The 25523-nt window shown below is 59.8% G+C and carries 22 protein-coding genes and 1 pseudogene; 3 read left to right on the top strand and 20 right to left on the bottom strand.

All coding sequences use genetic code 11. From position 1 onward, the window contains the following. Positions 1-8: 8 nt before the first annotated feature. From CXQ93_RS05345 to CXQ93_RS05290, 12 genes are all read right to left on the bottom strand, one after another. Positions 9-299: a F0F1 ATP synthase subunit epsilon gene (locus CXQ93_RS05345; RefSeq protein ID WP_104109435.1), complete on the bottom strand. Its 291-nt coding sequence runs from the start codon at positions 297-299 to the stop codon at positions 9-11. A gap of 2 nt (positions 300-301) precedes the next feature. After that, positions 302-1759 carry a F0F1 ATP synthase subunit beta gene (gene atpD / locus CXQ93_RS05340; RefSeq protein ID WP_062287170.1) on the bottom strand — a complete coding sequence of 486 codons (1458 nt, stop codon included), beginning with the start codon at positions 1757-1759 and terminating at the stop codon, positions 302-304. Between the two features lie 51 nt (positions 1760-1810). After that, a complete protein-coding gene (locus tag CXQ93_RS05335) occupies positions 1811-2704 on the bottom strand; it encodes a F0F1 ATP synthase subunit gamma (protein ID WP_062287168.1) in 894 nt (297 codons plus the stop codon). 73 nt (positions 2705-2777) lie between these two features. Further along, a complete protein-coding gene (atpA, locus tag CXQ93_RS05330) occupies positions 2778-4415 on the bottom strand; it encodes a F0F1 ATP synthase subunit alpha (protein WP_104109434.1) in 1638 nt (545 codons plus the stop codon). A 119-nt stretch (positions 4416-4534) separates the two neighbouring features. Then, complete coding sequence (locus tag CXQ93_RS05325) at positions 4535-5350, bottom strand: F0F1 ATP synthase subunit delta (RefSeq protein WP_104109433.1); 816 nt, start codon at positions 5348-5350, stop codon at positions 4535-4537. Next, positions 5350-5901: a F0F1 ATP synthase subunit B gene (locus CXQ93_RS05320; RefSeq protein WP_104109432.1), complete on the bottom strand. Its 552-nt coding sequence runs from the start codon at positions 5899-5901 to the stop codon at positions 5350-5352. Before CXQ93_RS05320 ends, CXQ93_RS05325 begins: the two co-directional genes overlap by 1 nt. A gap of 75 nt (positions 5902-5976) precedes the next feature. Continuing rightward, entirely contained in the window at positions 5977-6192 is a 216-nt protein-coding gene (locus CXQ93_RS05315; protein ID WP_038463392.1) for an ATP synthase F0 subunit C, read from the bottom strand. A gap of 89 nt (positions 6193-6281) precedes the next feature. Further along, entirely contained in the window at positions 6282-7094 is an 813-nt protein-coding gene (atpB, locus tag CXQ93_RS05310; RefSeq protein ID WP_253596864.1) for a F0F1 ATP synthase subunit A, read from the bottom strand. 91 nt (positions 7095-7185) lie between these two features. After that, complete coding sequence (locus CXQ93_RS05305) at positions 7186-7440, bottom strand: hypothetical protein (RefSeq protein ID WP_104109430.1); 255 nt, start codon at positions 7438-7440, stop codon at positions 7186-7188. Next, positions 7433-7954: a hypothetical protein gene (locus tag CXQ93_RS05300; RefSeq protein ID WP_104109429.1), complete on the bottom strand. Its 522-nt coding sequence runs from the start codon at positions 7952-7954 to the stop codon at positions 7433-7435. Before CXQ93_RS05300 ends, CXQ93_RS05305 begins: the two co-directional genes overlap by 8 nt. A 247-nt stretch (positions 7955-8201) precedes the next feature. Next, the gene (locus tag CXQ93_RS05295; protein WP_104109428.1) at positions 8202-9236 is read right to left on the bottom strand and encodes a glycosyltransferase family 4 protein; all 1035 of its coding nucleotides are present in this window, start codon (positions 9234-9236) and stop codon (positions 8202-8204) included. After that, positions 9236-11119 carry a nucleoside-diphosphate sugar epimerase/dehydratase gene (locus CXQ93_RS05290; protein WP_104109427.1) on the bottom strand — a complete coding sequence of 628 codons (1884 nt, stop codon included), beginning with the start codon at positions 11117-11119 and terminating at the stop codon, positions 9236-9238. Before CXQ93_RS05290 ends, CXQ93_RS05295 begins: the two co-directional genes overlap by 1 nt. Positions 11120-11319: 200 nt before the next feature. Here CXQ93_RS05290 and CXQ93_RS05285 point away from each other — a divergent pair, with 200 nt between their 5' ends. From CXQ93_RS05285 to CXQ93_RS05275, 3 genes are all read left to right on the top strand, one after another. Then, positions 11320-12219, top strand: coding sequence for a glycosyltransferase family 2 protein (locus CXQ93_RS05285; RefSeq protein ID WP_104109739.1), 900 nt, complete (start codon positions 11320-11322; stop codon positions 12217-12219). Beyond that, complete coding sequence (locus CXQ93_RS05280) at positions 12216-13187, top strand: glycosyltransferase (RefSeq protein WP_181036060.1); 972 nt, start codon at positions 12216-12218, stop codon at positions 13185-13187. Before CXQ93_RS05285 ends, CXQ93_RS05280 begins: the two co-directional genes overlap by 4 nt. 63 nt (positions 13188-13250) lie before the next feature. Further along, complete coding sequence (locus CXQ93_RS05275; protein WP_104109425.1) at positions 13251-14294, top strand: NAD(P)-dependent oxidoreductase; 1044 nt, start codon at positions 13251-13253, stop codon at positions 14292-14294. A 507-nt stretch (positions 14295-14801) separates the two neighbouring features. Here CXQ93_RS05275 and CXQ93_RS21050 read toward each other — a convergent pair. From CXQ93_RS21050 to lysA, 8 genes and pseudogenes are all read right to left on the bottom strand, one after another. Further along, positions 14802-15455, bottom strand: a pseudogene (locus CXQ93_RS21050) (L-threonylcarbamoyladenylate synthase); the annotation flags it as partial. Positions 15456-15564: 109 nt separating this feature from the next. After that, the gene (gene prmC, locus CXQ93_RS05265) at positions 15565-16419 is read right to left on the bottom strand and encodes a peptide chain release factor N(5)-glutamine methyltransferase (RefSeq protein ID WP_258068671.1); all 855 of its coding nucleotides are present in this window, start codon (positions 16417-16419) and stop codon (positions 15565-15567) included. 349 nt (positions 16420-16768) lie between these two features. After that, positions 16769-17842: a peptide chain release factor 1 gene (gene prfA / locus CXQ93_RS05260; protein WP_104109422.1), complete on the bottom strand. Its 1074-nt coding sequence runs from the start codon at positions 17840-17842 to the stop codon at positions 16769-16771. Between the two features lie 119 nt (positions 17843-17961). Further along, positions 17962-20301, bottom strand: a complete 2340-nt coding sequence (rho, locus tag CXQ93_RS05255) for a transcription termination factor Rho (RefSeq protein WP_258068618.1) — start codon at positions 20299-20301, stop codon at positions 17962-17964. A gap of 332 nt (positions 20302-20633) precedes the next feature. Then, positions 20634-21602 (bottom strand): homoserine kinase, encoded by a 969-nt coding sequence (gene thrB / locus CXQ93_RS05250; protein WP_258068617.1) that lies wholly within the window; start codon positions 21600-21602, stop codon positions 20634-20636. A 23-nt stretch (positions 21603-21625) separates the two neighbouring features. Then, entirely contained in the window at positions 21626-22729 is a 1104-nt protein-coding gene (thrC, locus tag CXQ93_RS05245; RefSeq protein ID WP_104109419.1) for a threonine synthase, read from the bottom strand. Further along, positions 22729-24027, bottom strand: a complete 1299-nt coding sequence (locus CXQ93_RS05240; RefSeq protein ID WP_104109738.1) for a homoserine dehydrogenase — start codon at positions 24025-24027, stop codon at positions 22729-22731. Before CXQ93_RS05240 ends, thrC begins: the two co-directional genes overlap by 1 nt. A 47-nt stretch (positions 24028-24074) precedes the next feature. Beyond that, a complete protein-coding gene (lysA, locus tag CXQ93_RS05235; protein ID WP_104109418.1) occupies positions 24075-25523 on the bottom strand; it encodes a diaminopimelate decarboxylase in 1449 nt (482 codons plus the stop codon).

The raw sequence follows: 25523 nt of genomic DNA, 5'->3' as shown, positions 1-25523 counted from the left end.
ATTGATTGCTAGCGAATCCCTGCGCCAGACGTTGCGCCGTCTTTCAATTGCGCATTGTCGGCAACGATGACAACTCGGTTGTTATCAACCGAGAAGAAGCCACCGTCTACTTCAACATGGAAGCGGGATCCGTCGACAGGAGCGATCTCCAGCAAGCCCGGCGCCAAAACCGCGAGCATCGGGGTGTGACCGGGCAAAATGCCGATCTCGCCTTCGCTGGTGAACCCCTTCACAAGGGTCGCTGAACCGGACCAAACAGCATGGTCAGCCGCTACGATTTCAACTTCGAGGTTAGCCATGCTTACTTCGTCGATTCCTGGATCTTGGCCCACTGACGCTCAACATCATCCATACCACCGATGTTGAAGAACGCCTGCTCGGCAATGTGGTCCACGTCGCCGTCGCAGATAGCGGTGAAGCCTTCAATGGTGTCCGCAATGGAAACCGTTGAGCCCTCTTCGCCCGTGAACTGCTTGGCCGTGTAGGTGTTCTGCGACAGGAACTGCTGGATACGGCGAGCACGCGATACAACGATCTTGTCCTCTTCACCGAGCTCGTCGATACCGAGGATCGCGATGATGTCCTGAAGTTCCTTGTTCTTCTGCAGGATCTGCTTGACACGGACAGCCGTGTCATAGTGAGCCTGGCCAACGTACTGCGGGTCAAGGATTCGTGACGTGGAGGTCAACGGATCGATGGCCGGGTACAGACCACGTGAAGCAATTTCACGGGAAAGTTCCGTGGTTGCATCCAAGTGGGCGAAGGTCGCGGCCGGGGCCGGGTCCGTGTAGTCATCAGCAGGCACGTAAACGGCCTGCATGGACGTGATGGAGTGACCCTTGGTCGAGGTGATGCGCTCCTGAAGGAGACCCATCTCATCGGCGAGGTTGGGCTGGTAACCCACAGCTGAAGGCATACGGCCCAACAGTGTGGAAACTTCCGATCCGGCCTGTGTGAAACGGAAGATGTTGTCAATGAAGAGCAACACATCCTGGTTCTGCACGTCGCGGAAGTACTCAGCCATGGTCAGTGCCGACAGAGCAACGCGCAGACGCGTTCCCGGCGGCTCATCCATCTGGCCGAAGACTAGCGCAGTGTCCTTGAGGACATTGGCTTCTTCCATTTCAACCCAAAGGTCGTTACCTTCTCGTGTTCGCTCGCCAACACCGGCGAATACCGAGGTACCACCGAAGTTACGGGCAACACGGGTGATCATTTCCTGGATCAAAACGGTCTTACCGACACCGGCACCACCGAACAGACCAATCTTTCCACCCTTGATGTAGGGGGTCAGAAGGTCAATGGACTTGATACCAGTCTCGAGCATCTCCGTAGAGCCCTCGAGGGTAGCAAATGCCGGGGGCTTGCGGTGGATCGGCCAGCGCTCGGAGATGTTAAGCTCCGATTCCTTCACGTCGAGGGGTTCGCCCAAAACGTTGAAGATGTGACCCTTGACGCCGTCCCCAACGGGAACGGTGATCGGGGCGCCCTTGTCCTGCACGCTGGTACCGCGGACAAGTCCGTCGGTAGCCTGCAAGGAGATGGCGCGGATGAGGCCGTCGCCAAGGTGCTGGCTGGTCTCAAACGTGATGGTCTTGGTCTCACCGTTGAGAGTGATCTCGGTGGTGAGTGCATTGTAAATGGCGGGAATGCCGTCAGCCGGGAATTCGACGTCGACAACCGGGCCGATGACGCGCGCGATGCGGCCTGTGGCACCGGCCTTCGCAGCGGTTCCCTGCTCGTTAAGTTGGGCAGTCATCTCTCTCACTTCACTTGTGTAGATGGCATTGAATAAGTATGAATTGGGCTGCTAAGAGGCGTTGAGCGCATCAGCGCCCGCAACAATCTCGGAGAGCTCCTGCGTAATCTCAGCCTGCCGGGCGTTGTTACGAAGACGCGTGTACTTCTTGATCAGATCGCTGGCGTTATCGCCTGCGGTCTTCATGGCCCGCTGACGTGCTGCGAGCTCGGAAGCTGCGGCCTGTAGCAGAGCTGCGAAGATGCGTGATTCGATGTACCGCGGCAACAAGGCGTCCAGGACGTCTTCTGCCTGCGGTTCAAACTCGTAAAGCGGCAGCAAATCAGCTGAGGATTCAACTTCTTCTTCCACCACTTCCAGCGGAAGCAGACGAATTACTGTCGGCTCCTGAACAACCATTGACTTGAATTGGGTGAAAACTACGTGAATTTCATCCACGCCACCTTCTTCGAAGTCAGTTGCGAAATCCTTCAGCAGGACCTCGCCAAGTTGGCGTGCAGTTTCAAATTCCGGTGCGTCGGTTCCACCGGTCCACACCTTCACGTAATCGCGGCCACGGAAGTCGAAGTACGCCTGAGCCTTGCGGCCGACCAAATAGGTCGAGACGTCCTTGCCTTCCCCGTGCAGCAATTCGATGAGGTGCTCTGCCTGCTTCAACACGCTGGCGGAGTAGGAACCGGCAAGACCACGGTCTGAAGTCATGACCAGGACCGCAGCCCGGCGGATTTCCGCGGGCTCGGTGGTCAGCGGGTGATCGACCTCGGACTGGGACGCTACGGCAGAAACGGCACGGGTGATCGCATTGGAGTACGGCAACGAAGCCGTGACACGTACACGTGCCTTTCCAATGCGGGACGCTGCGATAAGTTCCATCGCCTTGAAGATCTTTTGCATCGACGTCGTCGAAGAGATCTTCTGGCGGTAAACCCGTATCTGGGCTCCCATGTTTGTCCTTTCCTTATCCTTTACTTGGCTTGCCGACCCGCTATGGGCCGGCAAGCCAAGTCACGAAATGGTGTCAGCGTTTCTGCTTGACGATCTTTTCCTGGTCGACGTCTTCAGCGGCTAGCGCACCGAACTCTTCGTGGCCGGCGCCAACCAAGTGGTTGTCGCCCTCCGCGAAGAAGCCCTTCTTGAAGGTGTCAATGTTGGACTTGAGCGCGTCAACGGTGGAAGGCTCCAACAGGTTGGTTTCAGCCAACGTGGTCAGAATCGACGTGTTGTGACGCAGGTGCTCGAGGAATTCGCTCTCAAAGCGGAGAACATCCTCAACCGGGACGTTGTCCAAGTAGCCGTTGGTGCCCATCCAGATTGAAACAACCTGGTTCTCAACCGGGAACGGTGCGTACTGTCCCTGCTTGAGCAGCTCCATCAGACGCGCACCACGGGTCAGCTGCTGCTTGGTAGCAGCATCCAGGTCCGAGGCGAACATGGCGAATGCCTGCATGTCGCGGTACTGAGCCAGATCCAGCTTCAACGTACCGGCAACCTTCTTCATGGCCTTGACCTGTGCTGCACCACCAACGCGGGAGACAGAGACACCTACATCCACTGCGGGACGCTGGTTGGCGTTGAAGAGGTCCGACTGCAAGAAGATCTGACCATCGGTGATGGAAATGACGTTGGTCGGAATGTAAGCCGAGACGTCGTTTGCCTTGGTCTCAATGATCGGCAGGCCGGTCATTGAACCAGCACCGAGCTCATCAGAGAGCTTGGCACAACGTTCGAGCAGACGGGAGTGCAGGTAGAACACGTCACCGGGGTAGGCTTCGCGTCCCGGCGGGCGGCGCAGCAGCAATGACACGGCGCGGTAGGCTTCAGCCTGCTTGGAGAGGTCATCAAACACGATCAGAACGTGCTTGCCGCCGTACATCCAGTGCTGGCCAATGGCCGAACCGGCGTAAGGTGCCAAGTACTTGAAACCAGCCGGGTCAGATGCCGGAGACGCCACGATCGTGGTGTATTCCAGGGCACCGTTGTCAGCCAGGGTCTGGCGAACAGCAGCAATGGTGGATGCCTTCTGGCCGATTGCAACGTAAACGCAGCGAACCTGCTTCTTGACATCGCCCGAAGCCCAGTTGGCCTTCTGGTTGATAATGGTGTCAACGGCAAGAGCCGTCTTACCCGTCTGACGGTCACCAATGATCAGCTGACGCTGGCCACGGCCGATCGGGATCATGGCGTCGATTGCCTTCATACCGGTCTGCAGCGGTTCGTGAACCGACTTGCGCTCGGTAACACCCGGAGCCTGAAGCTCCAAGGCGCGGCGGGTCTCGGGTACGATCTCGCCCAGGTCGTCAATCGGCTGACCCAAGGGGTCAACGACGCGGCCAAGGAAGTTATCGCCAACCGGCACGGAGAGGATCTCCCCGGTGCGGTGGACTTGCTGGCCTTCGGCGATACCGGCGAAGTCGCCCAAGACAACCACACCAATCTCGCGTGTGTCCAAGTTCTGGGCCAAGCCCAGTGTGCCGTCTTCGAAACGAAGAAGCTCGTTGGCCATGACAGAGGGAAGACCCTCTACCTTGGCAATGCCGTCACTTGCGGTGGTGACGCGGCCAACCTCGACGCGCTCTGCGTTGCCCGGTTCATAGGACGCTGCGAACTCATTCAAGGCATTGCGGACGTCGTCGGCATTGATGGTCAAGTCGGCCATCTGCAGTCCCTGCTCTCCTAAGTTGTGGTTGCCACCCTCCTAAATGAGGTGTGTGGCGGCAACCTAAATGTTTGATTCAGTCTGTTGTGGACTGGCTGCTACGGAAACGAAAAAGTTTCCTACACTGCCAACCGGCGGCGAAGATCGGAAAGACGTGAGGCTGCGGTTGCGTCAACAACCTCATCACCCACGACAACCTTGATTCCGCCGACTAATGTCGAGTCGATGTTGACGTTGATCTTCAAATCGCGACCATAGAGATTATTCAAGCCGGCTTGCAGACGGTTGAGCTGTTCTGCGCTCAGGTCACGAGTGACACTGACGTAGGCAATCCAACGCTGCTGGCGTTTGGCAACCAATTCCACGAAACGTTGCACCAGAGCCGTGGGCTTGAGCCCGCGGGGGGCTGCTACGGCCTGGCGGATCAACAGCGCTGCGACTTCGTCGGCCTGCGGCACAACCTTGAGCGCCAAAGCACCCTTAGCTGTTTTGCTGGCCTGTGCGTCGTCCAATGCACGCTGTAGTTCATGACTGGACCCAACAACTCGGATAAACGTGAAGAGTTCCTCTTCAAGCTTGTCCAGGTTGGCAGAACCGCCACCTTGACCTTCAGCAACCGCGATCGCCGATGTTGCTGCCAAGACTTCCAGTGCATCGCCCAGGTCACGAGCCGAGCTCCAGCGTGAAGCAACCAGTTCCAAGAACACTGCCTGTGCCGAAGCACCGACCTTGCCCGTCAGAAGGTTGTTAGCCAGTACTGCCTTCTCCGCACCCGAACGAGTGGGATCCGTCAGCGCACGGCGTAGGCCGGCGTTGCTGTCCAGAAGCTCCAGAATTGCAAAGAGATCCTGAGCCAATGCGATCGACGCAGTGCCAAGCTTAGGTTCCAACGACTCCAAAGCCGCTGCCAATGACTTGCTCGATACACCTGCCATTACTTCGATACACCCGCGTTCGACTGTGCTTCCAAGTCAGCCAGGAAGCGATCAACTACGCGGTTTGAACGTGCGTCATCGTTGAGTGCTTCGCCGACAATCTTGCCTGCCAACGACGTCGCCAGAGTGCCAACCTCGGTACGGAGGGAGTTCACTGCGGCAACACGCTCGGACTCGATCTGAACCTGGGCCTGAGCGGTGATGCGAGCAGATTCCTCTGCAGCCTTCGCCTTCAGGTCAGCCAGGATCTGGGCACCTTCTGCACGGGCGGTCTCGCGGATGCTGTTAGCTTCCGTGCGAGCGTCCATCAGTTGGGCCTTGTACTGCTCCAGGAGGGCATTAGCTTCGGCCTGAGCCTCTTCTGCCTTCTCAATCCCACCTTCGATAGCTTCTACACGGTCCGTGTATGACTTCTCAAAGGTAGGTGCGATGAACTTCTTCACCACAAAGAGCAGGACAGCGAAAGCTACAGCGGTGACTAGAACTTCCCACCAGTTAGGCAGGAGCGGGTTTGCACCCTCGCTAGCGAGAATTACTGCTGCGGTAACCATTTCTCACTTATCCTTAATCTGATATTCGTCCATGAACAATTCAGCCCCGAAGAACGGGGAGAAGAAGTCTTAGGACTAGACGCCAACAACGAAGGCGAAGACCAGGCCAAGGATAGCCAGTGCTTCTGCAAGGGCGAAGCCAAGCAGAGCGATGGGCTGCAGGATGCGCTGGGCTTCCGGCTGACGAGCTACACCGTTGATGTAAGCAGCGAAGATCATGCCAACACCGATAGCCGAGCCAATTGCGGCCAGGCCGTAGCCAATCATGTTGAGCGAGCCGTGGAGTTCCATTTGGTTCCTTTCAAGATACCGGCTTTGTACCGGCAGGTTGTGAGGTGATTCTTTGAGGGGGAAGCTAGTGGTAAAACGGGGGAAAAATTTTAGTGTGCGTCAGCGTCAAGGCTGCCCTGGATGTAGATCGCGGTCAGCAGAGTAAAGACAAATGCCTGCAGAACCATGATCAGCAATTCCAGGAAGTACATTGCGACTGAACCAGCAATGACTGCAACGCCGGTGGCGTTGAGCAGGATGCTGTCTTGTTCCATGATCAAGTACTGTGCGCCGCTGCCTGCCAAGACCACAATCATGTGACCTGCAAGCATCGTTGCCATCAAACGCAAGGAGTGCGTCAACGGGCGAACGATGAAGTTGGAAATGATTTCCAAAGGCACGAGCAAAGGCAAAATCCAACCGGGAACACCGGTGGGGACAACTGCCAGCTTGAAGTAACGGATACCGTGCTTCTGCACGCCTACTGCAATCCACGTGAAGTAGATGATCAGCGCGATAGCGTAAGCACTACCCGCGTGGGAGAAGGAAGGCAGCTGCAACAGCGGGATTGCACCGAAGATGTTGTTTAGCAGCACAAACAAGAACACTGAGAAGAGCAGCGGGATCCACGGGCGGAAGTTTTTCTCACCCATGATGTCGCGGCCAACAGTGTTTCGCGCAAAGCTGTAGAAGCCTTCGGCGAAGAACTGGACTCGGCCCGGAACCAATTTCGGGTTTCGGATCGCAACTTTAAAGAAAACAGTGATCAGCACCACCGACAAGATGACCATGATCATCTGCTTGCCTAGCCCTGTGCCGTATTCAGCCATCCAGGGAAGGATGTCGGGGAGGTGGGTGTCACTAATTGTCGGTGGAACGAAGCCACCGTCATTCGAGGCCATCGGAAGCGCAAACGCGGTCAACGCGCTGTCCTCTCTGCAGTTTCGGTCAAAGGGCAAGTATGGTGGCCCATCATAAGATGGTGCGCACCGTAGGAAAGTCTGTTGGTGGATCTCATTGCTTCTGGTCACTGTCAGGGCGGCCATGCCTTTGATAATGCCGGGCCAGAAAGTATCCGCATGCGGCTCCAATGGGAAGCGCAGCAAACACAATCCAAGAACTTTGCAATAAAAAGTCCAGTCCCCACCCTATCAAACCCCAGAGCAGGATTCCGCCAATAATGTAGGTGTAGTCCAGCTTTCCGGCATTAGCCGTCGGGGGGATTACTACATGATCGGGCTGACCGGCGTCGGGCATCTTCTTAGACATGGGGAGGATCCTTTTTTTCGCTACCATCGGAGACTTCCCCACGAGGGGAGGCCACAACAGCTGATTCATCAAACAGCAAGAAACGCTGTTTGATGAATATCGCAATTTCCGTGGCTTGCCAGGCAAGCACAGCTACCACTGCCGCCCCGGCAAACCAGGGCTTGTTCAGCCAGGCAGGGGTCCCCAGCGCAAACATCACCGCTGCGAAACCCACCACCTTCACAAAGTAGGTCATGACAAAGATGCCCATAACCGCTTCAGGCATCCGTTTGCTGAACAAGTGACCCACCAGCAGGCTCAGGCCAAAGAAGGCGATCACCAACAAGGAACCGAACAGCACGCTAATCACGCCGTGCGTATCGCTAAAGATGAAAGCCAGTAGCGCCATAATAATGACCAGCGCACCGTCCACCAGAAGGCACTTTTTCAAGATGTTCCAACTGGGGCTCGCACTGGGACCCGAGGCCGTCAAAGGCCCTGGTGCAGCGCTATTATTCGCGCTTGCGTCCTTCATGTGAACTCCATCCAGGGGTTCGATCCCCTCGTTTCTCAGGCCTTCCACGGCACAGCTGCAAAACAGTATTGCACAACTGCATTACCGGTTCGCGGCATGGAAAGAGGGCGGTGAGTGTCACCACCGACAATTCTACATGAGATAGAACTCTGCTTCGACGGCCAGTGCCGGATAGCCGGGACCGGACACCTCAACGCGGGAGCCGCAGCGGGAGCTTCAGCCGGCGGCAGCACTGGCGCTAGGCGGGCTATTCCTTCCGAGCCCGGCGACGGAAGAAACTCTGAAAGAGCGTTGGTGTGCGCAAGTACCCCAGCACCACGGCGAACCCGACTGCGGTGGCCAGCACGCGTGTGGCACTGCCACCCTCGGCGGCCACAATGCCCAAGATGCTCACCACGATGGTTGCCAGGCACACCACTGCCGTGGCCTGAAGATGGCTCAAACCCACAATGGTCAGGCGCTGGTACACATGCGCCCGGTGCGCTGCATACCAGCGTTCACCGGCCAGCAGCCTGCGCAAAAACGTCACAAAGGTATCCACCAGATAAATCAATACGGGCGAGAAGATGTACTCCACCGGCACACCGGCCAGGAACGCACACATTGCCGTGACCGCGATCGAGGCCCCGAGTAAATAGCTGCCCACATCCCCGAGAAAAACCTTGTTCCGGCTCAGGTTCCAGGGCAGGAAGCCGGCAAACGCGAGAGCGATCGCGATACCCACATAAACCATCCAACCGTGCCCGGCGGCGTACCCGGCGTAGGCATAGAAGCCGCCCACCAGCAATCCGTGGGTGCCGGAAATTCCGTTGATGCCATCCATGAAGTTGGCCACGTTGACATAGGCGGCCACCGCAATGGCACCCACCGGAATCAGCCATAACTGCTGCTGCCCCGGGTCAAGAATGGCGACCGCAGCGGTAGCGAGGCCACCCACGGCCAATTGCAGCCCGGCACGGACCTTCACGGACAAGCCCCGAATATCTTCCATCCAGCCAATGGCACTGGCGGCCAGTACGACGCCGAGAATCACTACCAGCGTCAGCGCGCCTTGGCGCGTGTTCCCCGACTGGGGCAAAAAGACGGCGACCAAGACGGCGGCAGGCAAGGCAACCGCCGTCGTAATTCCCATGCCGCGGATGGTCGGTGTGGTGTGGGAGGAACGGGCGTTCGGCACATCAAGAACGCCTGCCCTCGCCAAAAGGGGCCGGACAAAGAATGGCAGGACCAGTGCCAATACCAGCGCAGTGGCCCCTACGGTGATTTGTGCCCAGGTTTCCATTAGGCGCCTGCCGCAACGTCGCCGTCGGAATCATCAATACTGGCACCATTGGGGCCAGCCTCGTCCTGACAGCGCTGGAGCCACAGTGCAAGATCAAGATCTGCCGGGTCCAGTGGTTTGGCATGCGTATGGGAGATCTTGGGGTGACCGTCCGGATCCTTGATTTCATCGTCACCCGTGAGCTGCTCATGGAGCTTTTCCGAGGGTCGAAGGCCCGTGATCTTGATTTCGATGCTGCGCCCGGACATGGCAATCATGCGTTCGGCCACGTCCAGGATGCGCACGGGTTCACCCATATCCAGGATCAACACGTCACCGCCATGGCCAATGGCGCCGGCCTGGATGACCAGCTGGCAGGCCTCGGGGATGGTCATGAAGAAGCGCGTGATGTCGGGGTGCGTCACGGTCACAGGACCGCCCTTGTTGATTTGATCGGTGAAGAGCGGAAGCATGGAGCCGCGGCTGCCGAGGACATTTCCGAATCGGACGGAGACGTAACGTTGCTGCGTCTGACCCGCCATCCACGAGGTGAGCTTCTCCGCCGCTCGCTTGGAGTGTCCCAGCGCCGTGGTGGGGCTGGCTGCCTTGTCGGTGGAGATGTTGACATACGTTTCCACCCCCACGCTGCGGGCGGCCTGGAGAACATTCAGCGATCCCAGAACATTGGTTTTCCAACCCTCTTGCGGGTACATCTGCAGCAGCGGTGCGTGCTTGAGCGCTGCGGCGTGGAAGACCACTTCCGGGCGGCGTACGGCAAAGATTTCATTCAAGGAGTCGGCGTCGCGGATGTCTGCCAAGACAATATTTTCATTGTCCAGCAGCCCATGGCCTTCAATGGAAAGCTGTGTGTGCTGGAGACCGGACTCATCACGGTCCAGCATGATCAACTCGGCAGGTGAGAAACTGCTCAGTTGGCGGCACAGCTCAGATCCAATGGATCCGCCGGCTCCCGTGACCAGAACGCGCTTGCCCCTGATGTATCCGGCAATTTGCTCCACTTCGGTTTCAACGGGGGTTCGGCCAATGAGATCGGCCACATCAATTTCGCGGAAGTCCGTCAGGCCGCCTTGGTGATCCCGGTTGGTGTCCGGGCTGAGCATCTCTTGGAGCGGGGGCAGAATCAAAACCTTGACGCCAAGGCCGGAGACGCTGTCGGAGATCTCCCTGATCCTTTTGGAACTCAGGTGCGCCATCGCCAAAACAACCACCGTGGACTTGGTGCGCTTGATCAGCTCAGGAAGCTCGTGACCGCCGCCAATCACACTCACCGAACTCAGTCGCAGGTGCTTTTTCGTGGCGTCATCATCCACCAAACCAACGGGAACGTAAGGCGATTCCGGATCCTGCACCATACGGGTAACCAGTGAGTTGCCGAGGAAGCCGGCACCGTAAATAAGAGTCTTTTGCGCCTCCTCACCAAAAATCGGTTTGCCCTCTACGTAAAGGCGTTTGGCGTAGCGGATCGCGGCCATTGACAATGCCGCGAACGGGAACGCAATGACGGCCACAGAGCGGGCCACGTGGAGCTCGCTGATGAAGATGGACAAGACAATACTTGTCACAACACACACAATCAGTGTCACTGCCACGAGCACGCGGGCCTCGTGAATGCTGCCGAAGGTGTAGCGGCCGCGGTACAGGGCCATGTACCAGCCGGCAATCAGCTGTGTGGCAACAGCCACGGCCACCAAAATGCCCAGTCCAGCGAAGTTAATGAGGTGAATATCCAGCTCGTAACGCAGCAGTACGGCCAGGAAGAGCGCCACAGTCCACGCGAAAGAATCCAGGATCGCCTGTGACCATAGCCACAAGCGCGGCTTACGATCGCTTTCCGCGGAAGTGAGCGCGGATTTTCCGCCTGGCTGCGTACTGGTGGTATTCAACGTGATTCGTATTTCCGTTTTCTGCCAAAGATCTTTTTCGGCGGGGCACTGGTGTCCACGGTGTAATGAAGTCGATGATGGCGACTGTACTAAAGTGGAAGGTACACAAGAATAGTATTCCCTTGACGATGATTACATACTCTTCAGCCGTTCCGGATGCCGCGCAACGCCGCGGGCACCACCCGAGAGGACTCTCCACCTTGACAGACACCGTAGCCGTCGCCGCCGTCACCTTTGACCGGCCGGACGATGTGCGAACACTGCTGGGTGCCCTCGCACAGCAAACCCACACACCCCATGCCATCGCCTTGGTCGATTCGGGCACGGCCGACGTTCGTGAGATTGCTGCTGCCGCTCCGGCCGAGGTGACGTATGTGCGTTCACTGGCAAATCTGGGCGGCGCCGGCGGTTTCTCGCTGGCCATCCTGAACGCCATTGCCTCTGGTGCGCAGTGGATCTGGATCATGGACGACGACGCTCACCCGGAAGACCCTGCCTGCCTGGCTACCCTGCTGGCCGCAGCGAAAGACCGCAACCTCGATGTTGTGGTGCCCTTGATTGTGGCACCTGGTGAGCCCACCAAGCTCTCCTTCCCGTTCCGCATTGACGGTCACCTGACCCACGAGCGCTCGGTGGTGGAGCCCTTGGGATTCATTGACAACGTGGGCCAGTTCTTCAACGGCGCACTGATCCGCACCGACGTGTTCTTCAAGGTGGGTCTGCCGGATCTGCGCTTGTTCATCCGCGGTGACGAAACTGATTTCATGTTGCGCCTGCGTGCGGCGAAGGTGAAGTTTGGCACCGTGACCTCCGTAGCACTGACCCACCCCGCAGGTTGGGGCGAGGTGCAGGAGGTACTGGGCGATCGCCTCCACGTCCTGGTGCCAGAGACCCCGTTCAAGCGTTTCTACTACTACCGCAACCGCGGATTCCTCACCCGCAAGCACCGCCGCGTGCGCTCCTTGGTGGCCGACGCCGTCGGGTATCCCCTGTTCTTCCTCAAAAAGGGCGATCTCAAGGGCCTGGCCAAGTGGGCCAGTACCTATGGTGCGGGGCTGCGCGGGGCCAAGTTCGGTCCCATGAAGGACCAGAAGTTTTGAGTCTGGGCCGCCGTGAGCAGTTCTTCATCGTCATCACCACGTTCAACCGGGCTGACTATCTGGCGGGGCTTTTGGACTCCGTTGCCGCGCTGAATCCTGCCCCGGACGGTGTCATTGTGGTCAACAATGCCAGCACCGACACCACCTCCTCGGTCATCGAGAACGCCAGCACGCGGTTTGCTGCCTTGCCCACGCCCATTGCCGTCTTCCACCACCAGCTGGCCGAGAACACCGGTGGCGCTGGCGGATTTTCCGCAGGGGTAGAGCGGGCTTTGGCTCAGGGCGCGCAGTGGATGTGGTTGATGGACGACGACGTCACTTGCGTTCCAGATGCCATCGGTGCCTTCGGTCCGTGGATGGAAAAATACGACGCCATCATTGGCCGCCGCTACGATGCCGAGGGAAAGCCATTCTTCTGGCAAAACAACTTCAGCACCTTTTTGGGCTTCCCCCTGCCTGTCCGGGGCGACGTCTTCGCTGCGTCAAATGAATTTGCCACCAATGTTGGCTGCTTTGAAGGCATGCTGCTCCATGCCGACGCGGCCCGGTCCGTAGGACTGCCGGACCCCCGGTTTTTCCTGAACTGGGATGACACGGTCTACGGCTGGCAGGTATCCCTGCAGCGCCCGGTCCGGTATGTCAACGAATTTGTGTTGCACAAGGTGCGTGTTCAGCGCAGTCTGGATCTGGGCATTCGGCACCTGAACGATTCTTCGGATCTGAGCCGTTTCTACGTCATGCGCAACCGTGGATTGGTGGGCCAGTACTTGCGCGTCCATGGCTGCTTCAACCCCGTGGGTTTTGCCCTCGGCACCCTCTTAACAGCTTCCAAGGAACTGCTGCGGTTGGTAGCTGTTGAGAAGACTCTTCGCGGCAGCGGCCGCCTCCTCGCCGGCTGGCGTGAGTCGCGGCGAATTCTTGCAGCCGACGATTTCACCCCCATGCCCCCACTCGAAGGTTCACACTGACCATGTCTGTTATGTCCCGGACTGTTAATACCGAGTCTGCTAATACCGAGTCTGTTACTTCCCATGTCGACTGAACCGGCCGAGCTCCGCTGGCTGGTGCTGGGCGCCTCGGGCTTTGTGGGGAGCGCCATTGTTGAGGAGCTCATGCAACGGGGCGCCACGGTTGTCTCCATGGCCGCCCCTCGCTTGCGGAGCGCCGCACTTTCAGGCTCGGCACCCCAGTCAGCGCAGCTGGCACAGTCACCCCAGTCAGCGCAGCTATCCCAGCCGGAACAGCAGATCGTTGCCGAGGCGGAGGCGGATGCGGCTGGCTCAGCTATCGTCGAGTGCAGGGAGGCTCTGCGCACGGCCTTTGCCGGTTTTGACGTGGTGGTCAATGCCGCGGGCTTGGCCACGCCGGGCGACGGGGAATCCCAAGAGCTCACCGGCGCCAACGCCCTGCTGCCAACAGTCGCTGCCCTGGCTGCCAAGGATGCCGGTGTGCGCCGATTTGTGCACCTGAGCAGCGCCTCGGTGCAGGGACACCGCCGCGTGATCGACGAAAGCGCCGATCGCGCTCCTTTTTCGGCCTACTCACGGTCAAAGGCCCTGGGTGAACAAGCACTGGAATTAGTAGCATCCCAGCTGGCTCCGCTGTCCTTAGTGACCGTCCGAGCCACCTCGGTGCAAGGACCCAGCCGCCCAACAACCCAGTCCTTGATCAAGGTGGCAAGCTCCCCCATTGCCTCCGTGGCAGCACCTGGCACCTACGCCACCCCCGTCAGCTCCATCGATGCCCTCGCTTGGTTCGTTGTGGAGACAGGCCAGTATGCAGAGCAGGTTCCGGCCGTGATTCTGCAGCCGTGGGAGGGCCTCTCGGTCAGCGATGTCCTCGCTGCTGCCGGTGGCCGGGTTCCCCGCCGCCTGCCCCAATTCCTTTGCCGCTGGATCCTGTCCGCTGGCTACTTCAGCTCCCGCTTGCTCGGCGAGAAGTTACACGGTCCCCTTCGCCGAGTGGAGCTGATGTGGTTTGGTCAAGAACAAACACCAGGCTGGGCTGCCTCTGTGGGACTGATCCCCCATTCATCCATAGCAACTCTTCTGGAGCGAGCCCGCGAACAGAAGTGACACGCAGTCTCCGTGCTGCCCCACTGGGATGCAGGGACACTGGGACACTGGGACACTGGGACACTGGGACGCAGTCATAGCAAAGGCCCCCAACTCGCGTTGGGGGCCTTATTTAGTGGCAATCGCTGAAGCCGATAACTTGGGCTAGGAAGCTGCGGCTTCCGGCTTCTCAAGATTGATGAGCGCATCGCTGCCCTCAGATACTGATTCCGCGCTGGCTACAGGCTCCTCGCTGGTTACGGGCTCATGGCTAATTACGGGCTCGTGGCTTGCCACGTCAATGGCCAACTCCTCAGCGGCAGCATCGGCGGCTGGCAGTTCAGAGTCAGCTGACAGTTCAGCCTCAACCTGCGCTTCAGGGTCACCGGTTTCCTCAGGAGTCGCGGTTACTTCAGAAGTCTCTGCCTTTTCGGTAGTCGTCTTTTCGGTAGTCGCAGTCTCCTCAACAGTTTCCGTGGCCTCCTTGCTGAGATTAACCGGTGCCCACATTTCTGGTTCCACATCACGCCCCAGCGCGCTGGGAATCATCCGCTGAATCTCCTCGAGACTGATGGCACCTTCACGGACCACGCGCAAGCGCAGGCCTGTGGCATCCACAATGGTGGACGGGGTGGGAGCGGTACCCTCAAGTGGGCGGAAGCCCCCCTCCAGATACACCTCCACAGACTCTGCCAGCTGTGACCGGGCCTCGGAGCCTGTTTGCGCTGCCGCCTGTCCAGTCCTGTTGGCACTGGAAACGGCAAGCGGGCCCGTAATGGTCAGCAGGTCCAGGGCCAGCTGGTCGTCCGGAACGCGGAGTGCCACAGTCCCCTTGGTCTCGCCAAGGTCCCATGTCAAGGTTGGCTGGGCGTGGAAGATCAGCGTGAGCGGGCCGGGCCAGTACTTTTCGGCAAGCTTGCGAGCATCATCGGAAATTTCGGTGGCAAGACCCTCCATGGTGCCAATGCGAGGGATCAGCACGGGCGGGGGCATGTTGCGGCCCCGGCCCTTGGCTGCCAGCAGCGTCGCCACTGCCTGCGGGGAGAATGCGTCCGCGGCAACACCATAAACAGTGTCCGTGGGCATGACGATAATCTGCTTGGCAGCAATGGCCTTCTGCGCGTGGGCCAGGCCCTCAACGCGCTGTTGTTCATTGGTGCAGTTATAGGAAGTGGTACTCACAAGACCATTCTTTCATCACGGCGTCCACTTACGTGGAACGCATCCCATCAATCACGAATTTTCAGCGCAACTTCACCAGCGCCGGCACATCACTAGCCCCGCAACGGCACTAGCGCCGCAAGCCGCTGGTGGCCCTGTCCCGCCCGGAAAGATCAACGTGCGTACGCACCTTGTCCCAGTGCCCGCTGTTGTTGAAGAGTTCTGCCATGGCACCCGCTTGCACTTCGGCATGCTCCATGACAAAAAAGCCTCCGGGGCGCAGTAGCCGCGCCGCCGTAGCTTCGGCAGCGGTAGGCATCTCCATGCCGTCCGCTCCCCCACCGTAAAGAGCCATGTGGGGATCGTGCAGCCGAACCTCAAGGTCACGCGGAATGGCATCGGCCGGAATATAAGGCGGATTGGAAACCACCACATCCGCCCTGCCGTTGAGCTCAGCGAAGGCATCGCGCATATCGCCGTGCACCAAGTTAACACCGGTACCAGCCAAGTTCTTCGCCGCCCAGGGAAAAGCGTCATCGCTGAGCTCCACCGCATAGACAGTGCTGCCGGGCACTTCAGTGGCCATCGAACCAGCAATGGCCCCCGAGCCGGTGCCCAGGTCCACGGCCACAAGCTCCGCACCCTCTCCGCGTTCATGGCTCAAGCGTGTTAATACGTCAATGCCTAGCTGAACCACGGTTTCCGTCTCCGGGCGCGGGACAAAAACACCCTTGCCAACGGCCAGTTCCAGATACCGGAAGTAGGCCACGCCGGTGATGTGCTGCAGCGGTTCACGCGCAGCACGCCGGGCTACCAGCTCGTCGTAGGCCGGTGGTGCAACAGCTGTGCCAAATAGCATTGCTGCCAGTTCTCCTCGGCTGACACCGAGGAGATGAGCGGCCAGAAGCTGTGCATCCACCGCGGGGGTGGGCACACCAGCAGCGGCAAGAACCGCAGTAGCATCCCTGACAGCGTCAGCCAGCAAGCCCGCACCAGGATTCGGGACGGCCGAGTCTGGGCCCACGTGCCCGAGGGACCCGGAATCTGACGCGCCAGCGGCAGGGTCCGGGACGGCGTGAATGGGGCCACGCTCGCCAGGTTCCGGGGAAATCGCGCCAGCGATTTCATCGGCCGGCGAGTCTGGGCCCACGCGCCCGATGGACCCGGAATCTGACGCGCCAGCGGCAGGGTCCGGGACGGCGTGAATGGGGCCACGCTCGCCAGGTTCCGGGGAAATCGCGCCAGCGATTTCATCGGCCGGCGAGTCTGGGCCCACGCGCCCGATGGACCCGGAATCTGACGCGCCAGCGGCAGGGTCCGGGAGGGCGTGGGGACTAGTCGCCAATGGCATCCAACCGCGCCTGCTCGTCCATTTCAATAGCCGACTGTACTACCGGCTCCAAGTCACCGTTCATGACCGCGTCAAGGTTGTACGCCTTGTACCCGGTGCGGTGATCGGCAATGCGATTTTCCGGGTAGTTGTACGTACGGATGCGTTCTGATCGGTCCATGGTACGGATCTGGGACTTGCGAACGGCCGAGTTCTCAGCATCAATAATGGCCTGCTGGTGCGCCAGAATACGGGCACGGAGCACGCGCATACCGGCTTCACGGTTCTGCAGCTGCGACTTCTCGTTCTGCATAGCCACCACAATGCCGGTGGGAAGGTGGGTAATACGCACGGCGGAGTCAGTGGTGTTCACGGACTGACCACCCGGGCCCGAGGATCGGTAGACATCAATCTTGAGATCGTTCTGGTTGATGTCGACTTCTTCGGGCTCATCCACTTCTGGCAGCACGAGCACACCAGCAGCGGAGGTGTGTATACGTCCCTGAGATTCCGTTGCCGGCACGCGCTGCACACGGTGCACGCCACCTTCAAATTTCAGGCGAGCGTAAACGCCTTCTGCGGGATCGTTGGAACGGCCCTTGACGGCGATGGAAATGTCCTTGTAGCCACCCAAATCAGAGGAGGTGGCGGAGATGATTTCCGTCTTCCAGCCGCGCTGATCGGCGTAGCGGGTGTACATGCGCACCAAGTCAGCGGCGAACAAGGCAGCCTCGTCTCCACCTTCACCGGCTTTGACCTCCAAGATGACATCACGGCCATCGTCAGGATCACGCGGGATCAACAGACGGCGCAACTTCTCCTGGGCAGCAGCCAGCTGTTCCTCGAGCACGGGCACCTCGGCGGCAAATTCAGCATCCTCGGAAGCCATTTCGCGGGCAGCCTCAAGATCGTCACCGATCGATTCGACCTGGTGGTAGCCCTCAACCACGTTGCTCAACTCGGCATACCGGCGGCCCAATTTGCGTGCCAGCGACTGGTCGGCGTGCACTTCAGGCTCGCTCAGACGCATCTGCAGCTCGGCATGCTCATCAAGCAAACCGTGGATGGATTCAAACATTTGAAAACCTCTCTCGACGTGAGTCAAGTCTAATAACTAAAATCGCCACAACGGGCAGGAGCTATAACGCCAAGAGGCGGGCCCGCACAGTGATGTACGGTCCCGCCTCTTTCGCTTAGCTACTTGTCTTGTTCGGCCTTGGAACCCAGGGTGGTCTTCTGGATCTGCATAAGGAACTCAACGTTGGACTGCGTTTCACGCAGCTTGGAGGTCAGCAACTCAAGAGACTGCTGCATTTCCAATCCGGAGAGCACGCGGCGCAGGCGCCACATGATCTTGACTTCCTCAGGGGAAAGCAAGTTCTCTTCGCGACGAGTACCGGAGGCATTGACATCAACGGCCGGGAAGATGCGCTTGTCAGCCAGCTGGCGTGAGAGACGCAGCTCCATGTTGCCGGTGCCCTTGAACTCTTCGAAGATGACCTCATCAGCCTTGGAGCCGGTTTCCACCAGAGCCGTGGCCAAAATGGTCAGCGAGCCGCCGTTTTCAATGTTGCGGGCTGCACCGAAGAAGCGCTTGGGCGGGTACAGCGCTGCGGAATCCACACCACCGGAGAGGATACGGCCCGACGACGGTGCGGAGTTGTTGTATGCACGGCCCAAACGGGTCATGGAGTCCAACAGCACAACCACGTCCATGCCCATTTCCACGAGGCGCTTGGCGCGCTCAATGGAGAGCTCAGCTACCTGGGTGTGGTCATCGGCGGGACGGTCGAACGTGGAAGCAATAACTTCACCCTTGACCGTGCGCTGCATGTCGGTGACTTCTTCAGGACGCTCATCAACCAACACCATCATGAGGTGAACTTCAGGGTTGTTGATGGTGATCGCGTTGGCGATCGCCTGCAGGATCAGTGTCTTACCGGCCTTGGGCGGGGACACGATCAGGCCTCGCTGGCCCTTACCGATCGGAGCCACCAGGTCAATAACACGGGGACCGATCTTCTTCGGATCGGTCTCCAGGCGCAGACGCTCCGACGGGTACAGCGGAACCAGCTTTGCGAACTCAACACGGTTCTTGAGCTCATCAGGGTTTTTACCGTTGACACTGGTGACGCGAACCAAAGCATTGAACTTCTGGCGAGCAGTCTGGGCATTGCTGCGGTCTTCACCTTCGCGCGGTGCTCGGATGGCACCTACGACGGCGTCACCCTTGCGCAGGTTGTACTTCTTCACCTGTGACAGGGAGACATAGACATCGTTGGATCCGGGGAGGTAACCGGAGGTACGCACAAATGCGTAGTTTTCCAAGATGTCCAAGATGCCAGCTACGGGCAGCAGGACATCGTCTTCGGTCAATTCGGTGTCATCGAAGTCCGGACCGGCGTTGCGGCCGCGGCGGCGTTCGTTGCGGTCACGGAAACGGTCGTTACGATCGTTACGGTTATTGCTGTTGTTGGAACCGCGATCGTTACGGTCGTTGGAATCGTTGGAGTTGCGATCCCGACGGTTGCGACGGTTGCGGTTGTTGCGCGATCCGTCTTCATCGTCATTAGCGTTATTGGAGTTGTTGTTGCCCGCTCCGGCGGCTGCGGTGCCGCTGTTGTTACGCTCCGAGCCAGCCCGGTCAGTGCTGTTCCGGTCAGTGCTGTTCCGGTCAGTGCTGTTCCGATCATTGGAATTGCGCTGGTTGCGTTGGTTGTTATTGCGCTGGTTGCGACCGTTACGCTCACCGTTCTCGGTACCCTCACCCTGAGACGAATCCGACTCGGTGGATTCAGCGCTCTCGGTGACGGGGTTTTCAGCGGCGGGGGTGCCGTCAGTGTTGTTCTCCTGCTGGCGTCCGCCACCTTGTGAACGGCGGTTGCGGGTGCGGGAGGGGCGACGGTTTTCGCCGTCGTTCTCGCTGGATTCGGTAGAAGATGCAGATGCAGAATCAACGCTGGCAGTGTCAACAGCGGCAGAGTTAACAGCGGCAGTGCCTTCGGCAGCAACGCCGGACGCAGCGCCGGAGTCTGTGGTGATGACACCGTCGCTGCTGGTTGCGCGGCGGCTGCGGCCACGGCCACGGGCCGGACGCTCCGGAGCCTCGGTGTCGGGCGTATTCTGCGCAACTTCAACGGCGACTGCGGGAGCATCGTTGAGTTCCTCGGCGCCAGCCTTGGCAGCGGAACCGCGGCGGGATGTGCGAGTTGATGCAGTGCGCGTTGCGGAAGAGCGAGCCGAAGAATCGGCCTTCTCAGCGGTACCGCTTGATGCCACTGTCTGCTCGTCAGCGCCGGCCTTGGAGCTGGAGCGAACCGGGCGGTCAGCTACGGACGAACCGCGCTGGTGGGCTGAAATGGCCTCGACGAGATCGCCCTTGCGCATCCTGGAACCACCGGTGATGCCCAGCTGTCCAGCCAACGCCTGCAACTGGGCGAGCTTCAGCCCGGCCAAACCTGCGGATTTGGCGGGAGCGCCAGTGGTATTTGATTCAGCAGACTTGGGAGCAGCGGCTGAAGTTACGGTTTCGGTCACGAAGGATCCTTCCCCCTCGATGGCGGGCCCAATAGTTGGGGCCGCGATGATTAGTGTCGAGTTGCCCTCGTGCCGCCGCACTGGCTGGCAAAGGGACATGCTCGAGGTTCCATTCCTTTTGGCAGAAAATCTGTTGTCAGGAAATGGTGTGATTCACCCTTTGAATCGGGTCTCAAGTGAGCGATCCCAGGACCAAACCGGCGGCTGCCATGCGTTGATCCAGCGGTCACTGCGCAAGAAAAGCGCAGGCTGCAAAGGGGACATCATGGGTCAATAAACGTTGTTCATTTCCGCACTGGTCAGAGATCAACCACAAGGAAAGTGTCTAAGAGCTATGGATGCACTTCCACTTTAGCACCTTCAAGGTCCACTTCCAGCCGCAAAACCCGCCAAGACACGCCGTCAGACGAGGTTTTTTGCGCGGATTCACTCAGATCGGTGATAGCCGCAACAATGGCGTCCGCTTCGGCGCCACCATTGGCGAGCACCATGACCGTGGGGCCAGCCCCAGAAATGAATGCTGCGTGCCCGGCCTGGCGCAGCGCCGTCACCAAAGCGGCGCTGGCAGGCATGGCTTCGGCGCGGTAATCCTGGTGCAGATAATCCCGGGTTCCAGCCAGCAAAAGTGACGGATCATGGCTCAGGGCGTGGATGAGTAACGCCGCCCGGCCAGAGTTAGCGGCCGCGTCAGCGTGCGGAACGGTGGCCGGCAGCATGCCGCGGGCCCGTTCGGTTTTCAGCTCCACATCGGGGATAGCCACCACGGGGATAACCATGTTCGACGGCGTGAGCTTGGCACTGGAGTAATCCGCACCGTCCTGCCATGAAAGGGCCACCGCGCCAAAGATGGCCGGGGCTACGTTATCCGGGTGCCCCTCAAGCTCGGAGGCGAGCTGTAATACCCACGCCGCATCCTGCTGGTCCTCGGGCGCCACGAGGGCATTGGCGGCCATGATGGCTGCCACAATGGCCGAGGCCGAGGACCCCAAGCCACGGCCGTGCGGGAGCACATTGTTCGCGGTGACCCGCACTCCCCCACGGCTGTAGCCCAGGCGTGCCCAGGCAATATCGAGGGTCTTCACCACGAGGTGGCTGGCATCCCGCGGGAGCTCGGCCACCCCTTCCCCGCTCAGCTCAAATTCCAGCTCCGGACCATTCAGCGTGGTGATGGTCAGGGTGTCATAAAGCGAGACCGCCAAGCCCAACGAATCAAAGCCGGGGCCAAGATTGGCGCTGGTGCCAGGGACGCGCACGGTGGCGGTGGTCCCGGAAAGCGGAGTTTTCAAGAGCGGGGATGTCATGGTGGGCCCTGTCATGATGGTGGCTAGTCGCTCAGACCAAGTGCGTCAGCAACTGTGACCACGTCAAAAGCCACGGACTTGGGCTGAGCTGCACTGCCATCGGCGTTCTTCAGGGCCCAGTCCGGGTCCTTCAGGCCATGGCCGGTGACGGTGATGACGAAGGTCTTACCGGAGGGCACTTCGCCTGCGGCATGCTTCTTGATCAAACCAGCAACGCCGGCTGCGGAGCCGGGCTCCACGAAGACGCCTTCCTTGGCCGAGAGCCAGCGGTGCGCGGCGAGGATTTCCTCATCCGTGACAGCTTCGATGAGTCCGCCGGACTCGTCCCGGGCCGCAATGGCCATGTCCCACGATGCCGGGTTACCGATGCGGATCGCCGTGGCAATGGTGTCCGGTTCCAGAATGGGGTGGCCGGCAACGAACGGCGCAGCACCGGCAGCCTGGAAGCCCCACATGATGGGCGTATGGGTGGAAACAGCAGGCAGCGTGCCCGCCGTTGCGGATTCGTACGGAGCCGCGTATTCGCGGTAGCCGCGCCAGTACGCGCTGATGTTACCAGCGTTGCCCACAGGCAGCACATGGTAGTCCGGGGCATCGCCCAGGGCATCCACTACTTCGAAGGCACCGGTCTTCTGGCCTTCAATGCGGGCGGGGTTGACCGAGTTCACCAGGAACACCGGGTAGGACTCGGCCAGTTTCCGGGCCACATCCAGGCAGTTGTCGAAGTTGCCGTCCACCTGCAAGATGGTGGCGCCATGTGCCACAGCCTGGCTGAGCTTGCCCATGGAGATCTTGCCTTCAGGCACCAGAACAGCACAGGTCAGCCCGGCGGCCTTGGCGTAAGCGGCTGCCGAAGCCGAGGTGTTTCCCGTGGAAGCGCAGACAACAGCCTTGGCGCCAGCGGCAACAGCTGCCGTCATGGCCATGGTCATACCGCGGTCCTTGAAGGAACCGGTGGGGTTCATGCCCTCCACCTTCAGGTACACATTGGAACCTGTCAAAGCCGAGAGGTGCTGCGCGTACACCAGAGGTGTGCCGCCTTCACCCAACGTGATGACCTTGGTTTCTGCCGTTACCGGCAGGCGTTCTGCATATTCGTGAACAACTCCACGCCACTGATGAGCCATTAGACTCCCTCCACCCTCAAGACACTCGTTACTGAATTAATGATGTCAAGACCCTTAATGGCCTCAACAGTTGCCGCCAGGGCGGCCTCGCTGGCGCGATGAGTAACAATGCGCAGTTCGGCAGTTGCCGGACCGCCATTCTCATTCCCGTCGCGGTGCACCGTCTGCCGCATGGTCTCAATGGAGACCCCGTTCTCGGCAAACAAGGCAGAAATCTTGGACAAGACGCCGGGCTGATCCGCGGCATCCATGCCAATGTAGTAACGGGTTGTCACTGCATCAATGGGCAGTACCGGCAGCACCTCAATGGTGGAATCGGTGCGGCCCGGGCCACCCAGAACCAAACGCCGCGCAGCTGAGACAACGTCACCCATGACAGCTGATGCCGTGGGGGAACCGCCAGCGCCGCGGCCGTAGAACATGAGCTCACCTGCGGATTCTGCTTCCACAAAGACAGCGTTGAACGCGCCACGAACCGCACCCAGAGGGTGTTCGCGGGGAATCAAGGTGGGGTGCACGCGCACGCTTACGCCGCCGTCGAGCTTCTGCGCAATAGCCAAGAGCTTGATGACATAGCCGGCATCCTTAGCGGAGGAAATGTCGCCCGCCGTGACGGCGGTGATGCCCTGGCAGTTGACATCTTCCAGCGCAACCCGTGTGTGGAAGGCCAGGGAGGCCAAGATGGCGCCCTTCGCTGCGGCGTCGTGGCCCTCAATATCGGCGGTGGGATCTGCTTCGGCATAGCCCAGACGCGTGGCCTCGGCCAGCGCATCAGCAAATTCTGCGCCGGTGGAGTCCATGGCGTCCAGAATGAAGTTCGTGGTGCCGTTGACAATGCCCATGACGCGGGTGATCTTGTCCCCGGCCAGCGAATCCGTGATGGGTCGCAGGATGGGGATCGCACCGGCCACGGCGGCCTCGTAGGAGAGCTGGACACCGGCGGCGTCGGCCTTCTCGTACAGGGTAGGACCGTCCACGGCAAGCAGCGCCTTATTGCCGGTGACAACGGTGGCCCCGTGCTCAATGGCTTCCAGAATCAGCGTGCGGGCCGGCTCAATGCCACCCATCAGTTCAATCACAATGTCGGCACTGCGCACCAGGGCGGAGGCGTCGGTGGTGTACAGGGCCTGTGGCGCTGCATACTCGCGTGGGGCGTCAACGTTCCGCACCGCGATGCCTACCAGCTCCAGCCGGGCGCCTGTTCGGGCCGCCAGAGTATCTGCGTCATCTAGCAAAATCCGGGCAACTTGCGAGCCCACATTTCCGGCGCCAAGGAGCGCCACTTTCAGGGTCTTGATGTTGGCGGACACGTTGGTGTCCACGGTGTTGCGCTCTGTCAAAGGTTCTAGGCCCCTAAATCGCGTGCCAGCAAATCGTCTTCGGTTTCTCCCCGCACAATCAAACGTGCAGTGCCGTTGGTAACAGCGACGACGGGCGGTCTGGGAACGTAGTTATAGTTGCTGGCTAGTGCCCAGCAGTACGCGCCCGTTCCGGGAACTGCAAGCAAATCTCCGGCCGCCACGTCATTGGGTAGATATACATCTCTAACAACAATGTCACCACTCTCGCAATGTTTGCCCACTACTCGGGACAAAGCGGGAGTCTGCTCCGAGCGCCGGCTGGCCAAAACTGCCGAATAATCAGCCTCATAAAGCACCGGACGGGCGTTATCGCTCATGCCACCATCCACCGACACATAACGACGCGGAGCCGTCACATCTTCGGCGCCGGCCACCTCAACCTGCACGGTTTTGAGCGTGCCTGTCTCGTACAGGGTGAACGTGGTGCTGCCGACAATGGCACGGCCCGGCTCAATGGAGATCCGTGGCGCTGCCATGTTCAGTTCCGCACATGTCTCACGCACGACGGCGGCCATTGCCGCAGCGACCTCGGCAGCCGGGCGCGGGGTATCCACCGCGGTATAGGCGATGCCGTAGCCGCCACCCAGGTCCAGTTCCGGCAGGATGATGCCGTACTTGTTCTGGATGGTGTGGGTGAAGGCCAGCAGTTTGCGGGCGGCAATTTCAAAGCCTTCGGCCTCGAAGATCTGCGAGCCAATGTGCGCGTGGAAGCCCAAGAAGTTGATGCTTTCGGCTTCCACCGCCAGCTTTGCGGCAGCCTCGGCAGCACTCATGCCGGGAGCTTCGGGATCCTCGGCGATAAAGCTGAGGCCGAACTTCTGGTCCTCATGCGCCGTAGCAATGGACTCGTGAGTGTGAGCGTGCACGCCGGGGGTCAGGCGCAACATGACGTTAGCCTTGTCTCCGCGAGCTGCTGCAATCTCTGCCACGCGTGCCAGTTCATGGAGGCTGTCCACCACAATCCGGCCCAGGCCCATGTCCAGCGCGCGGTTGATTTCTGCAGACGACTTATTGTTGCCGTGCAAGCCCAAATTTGCGCCGAGCAACCCGGCCCGCTTGGCCACAGCCAATTCCCCGCCGGAGCAGGTATCCAGGCGCAGTCCCTCGGAATCAACCCAGCGAGCTACCTCGGTGGACAAGAACGCCTTGCCGGCGTAGTACACGTCCACGCCGCCACAAATGTCCGCGAAAGCTGCGTCAAAGGCGTCTTTAAACGTCCGAGCACGGGCCCGGAAATCGTCCTCGCTCATGACAAACAGCGGAGTGCCGAACTGCTCTTTAAGTTCGCTGACGGGAATCCCGCTGATGGTGACCTCACCGCTGTGTCCGCGTTCGACGTCGTGCGCCCACATGGCGGGCACCAACTCATTGACGTCGCCTGCGGCAGGCAACCACTCCGGAGCCAGCTCGGCGCCAGCAATCGTGTTGGCCAT

Source organism: Arthrobacter sp. N199823 (genome assembly GCF_002929705.1).
Lineage (GTDB): Bacteria > Actinomycetota > Actinomycetes > Actinomycetales > Micrococcaceae > Specibacter.
This window is presented reverse-complemented; position numbering and strand designations above follow the sequence as displayed.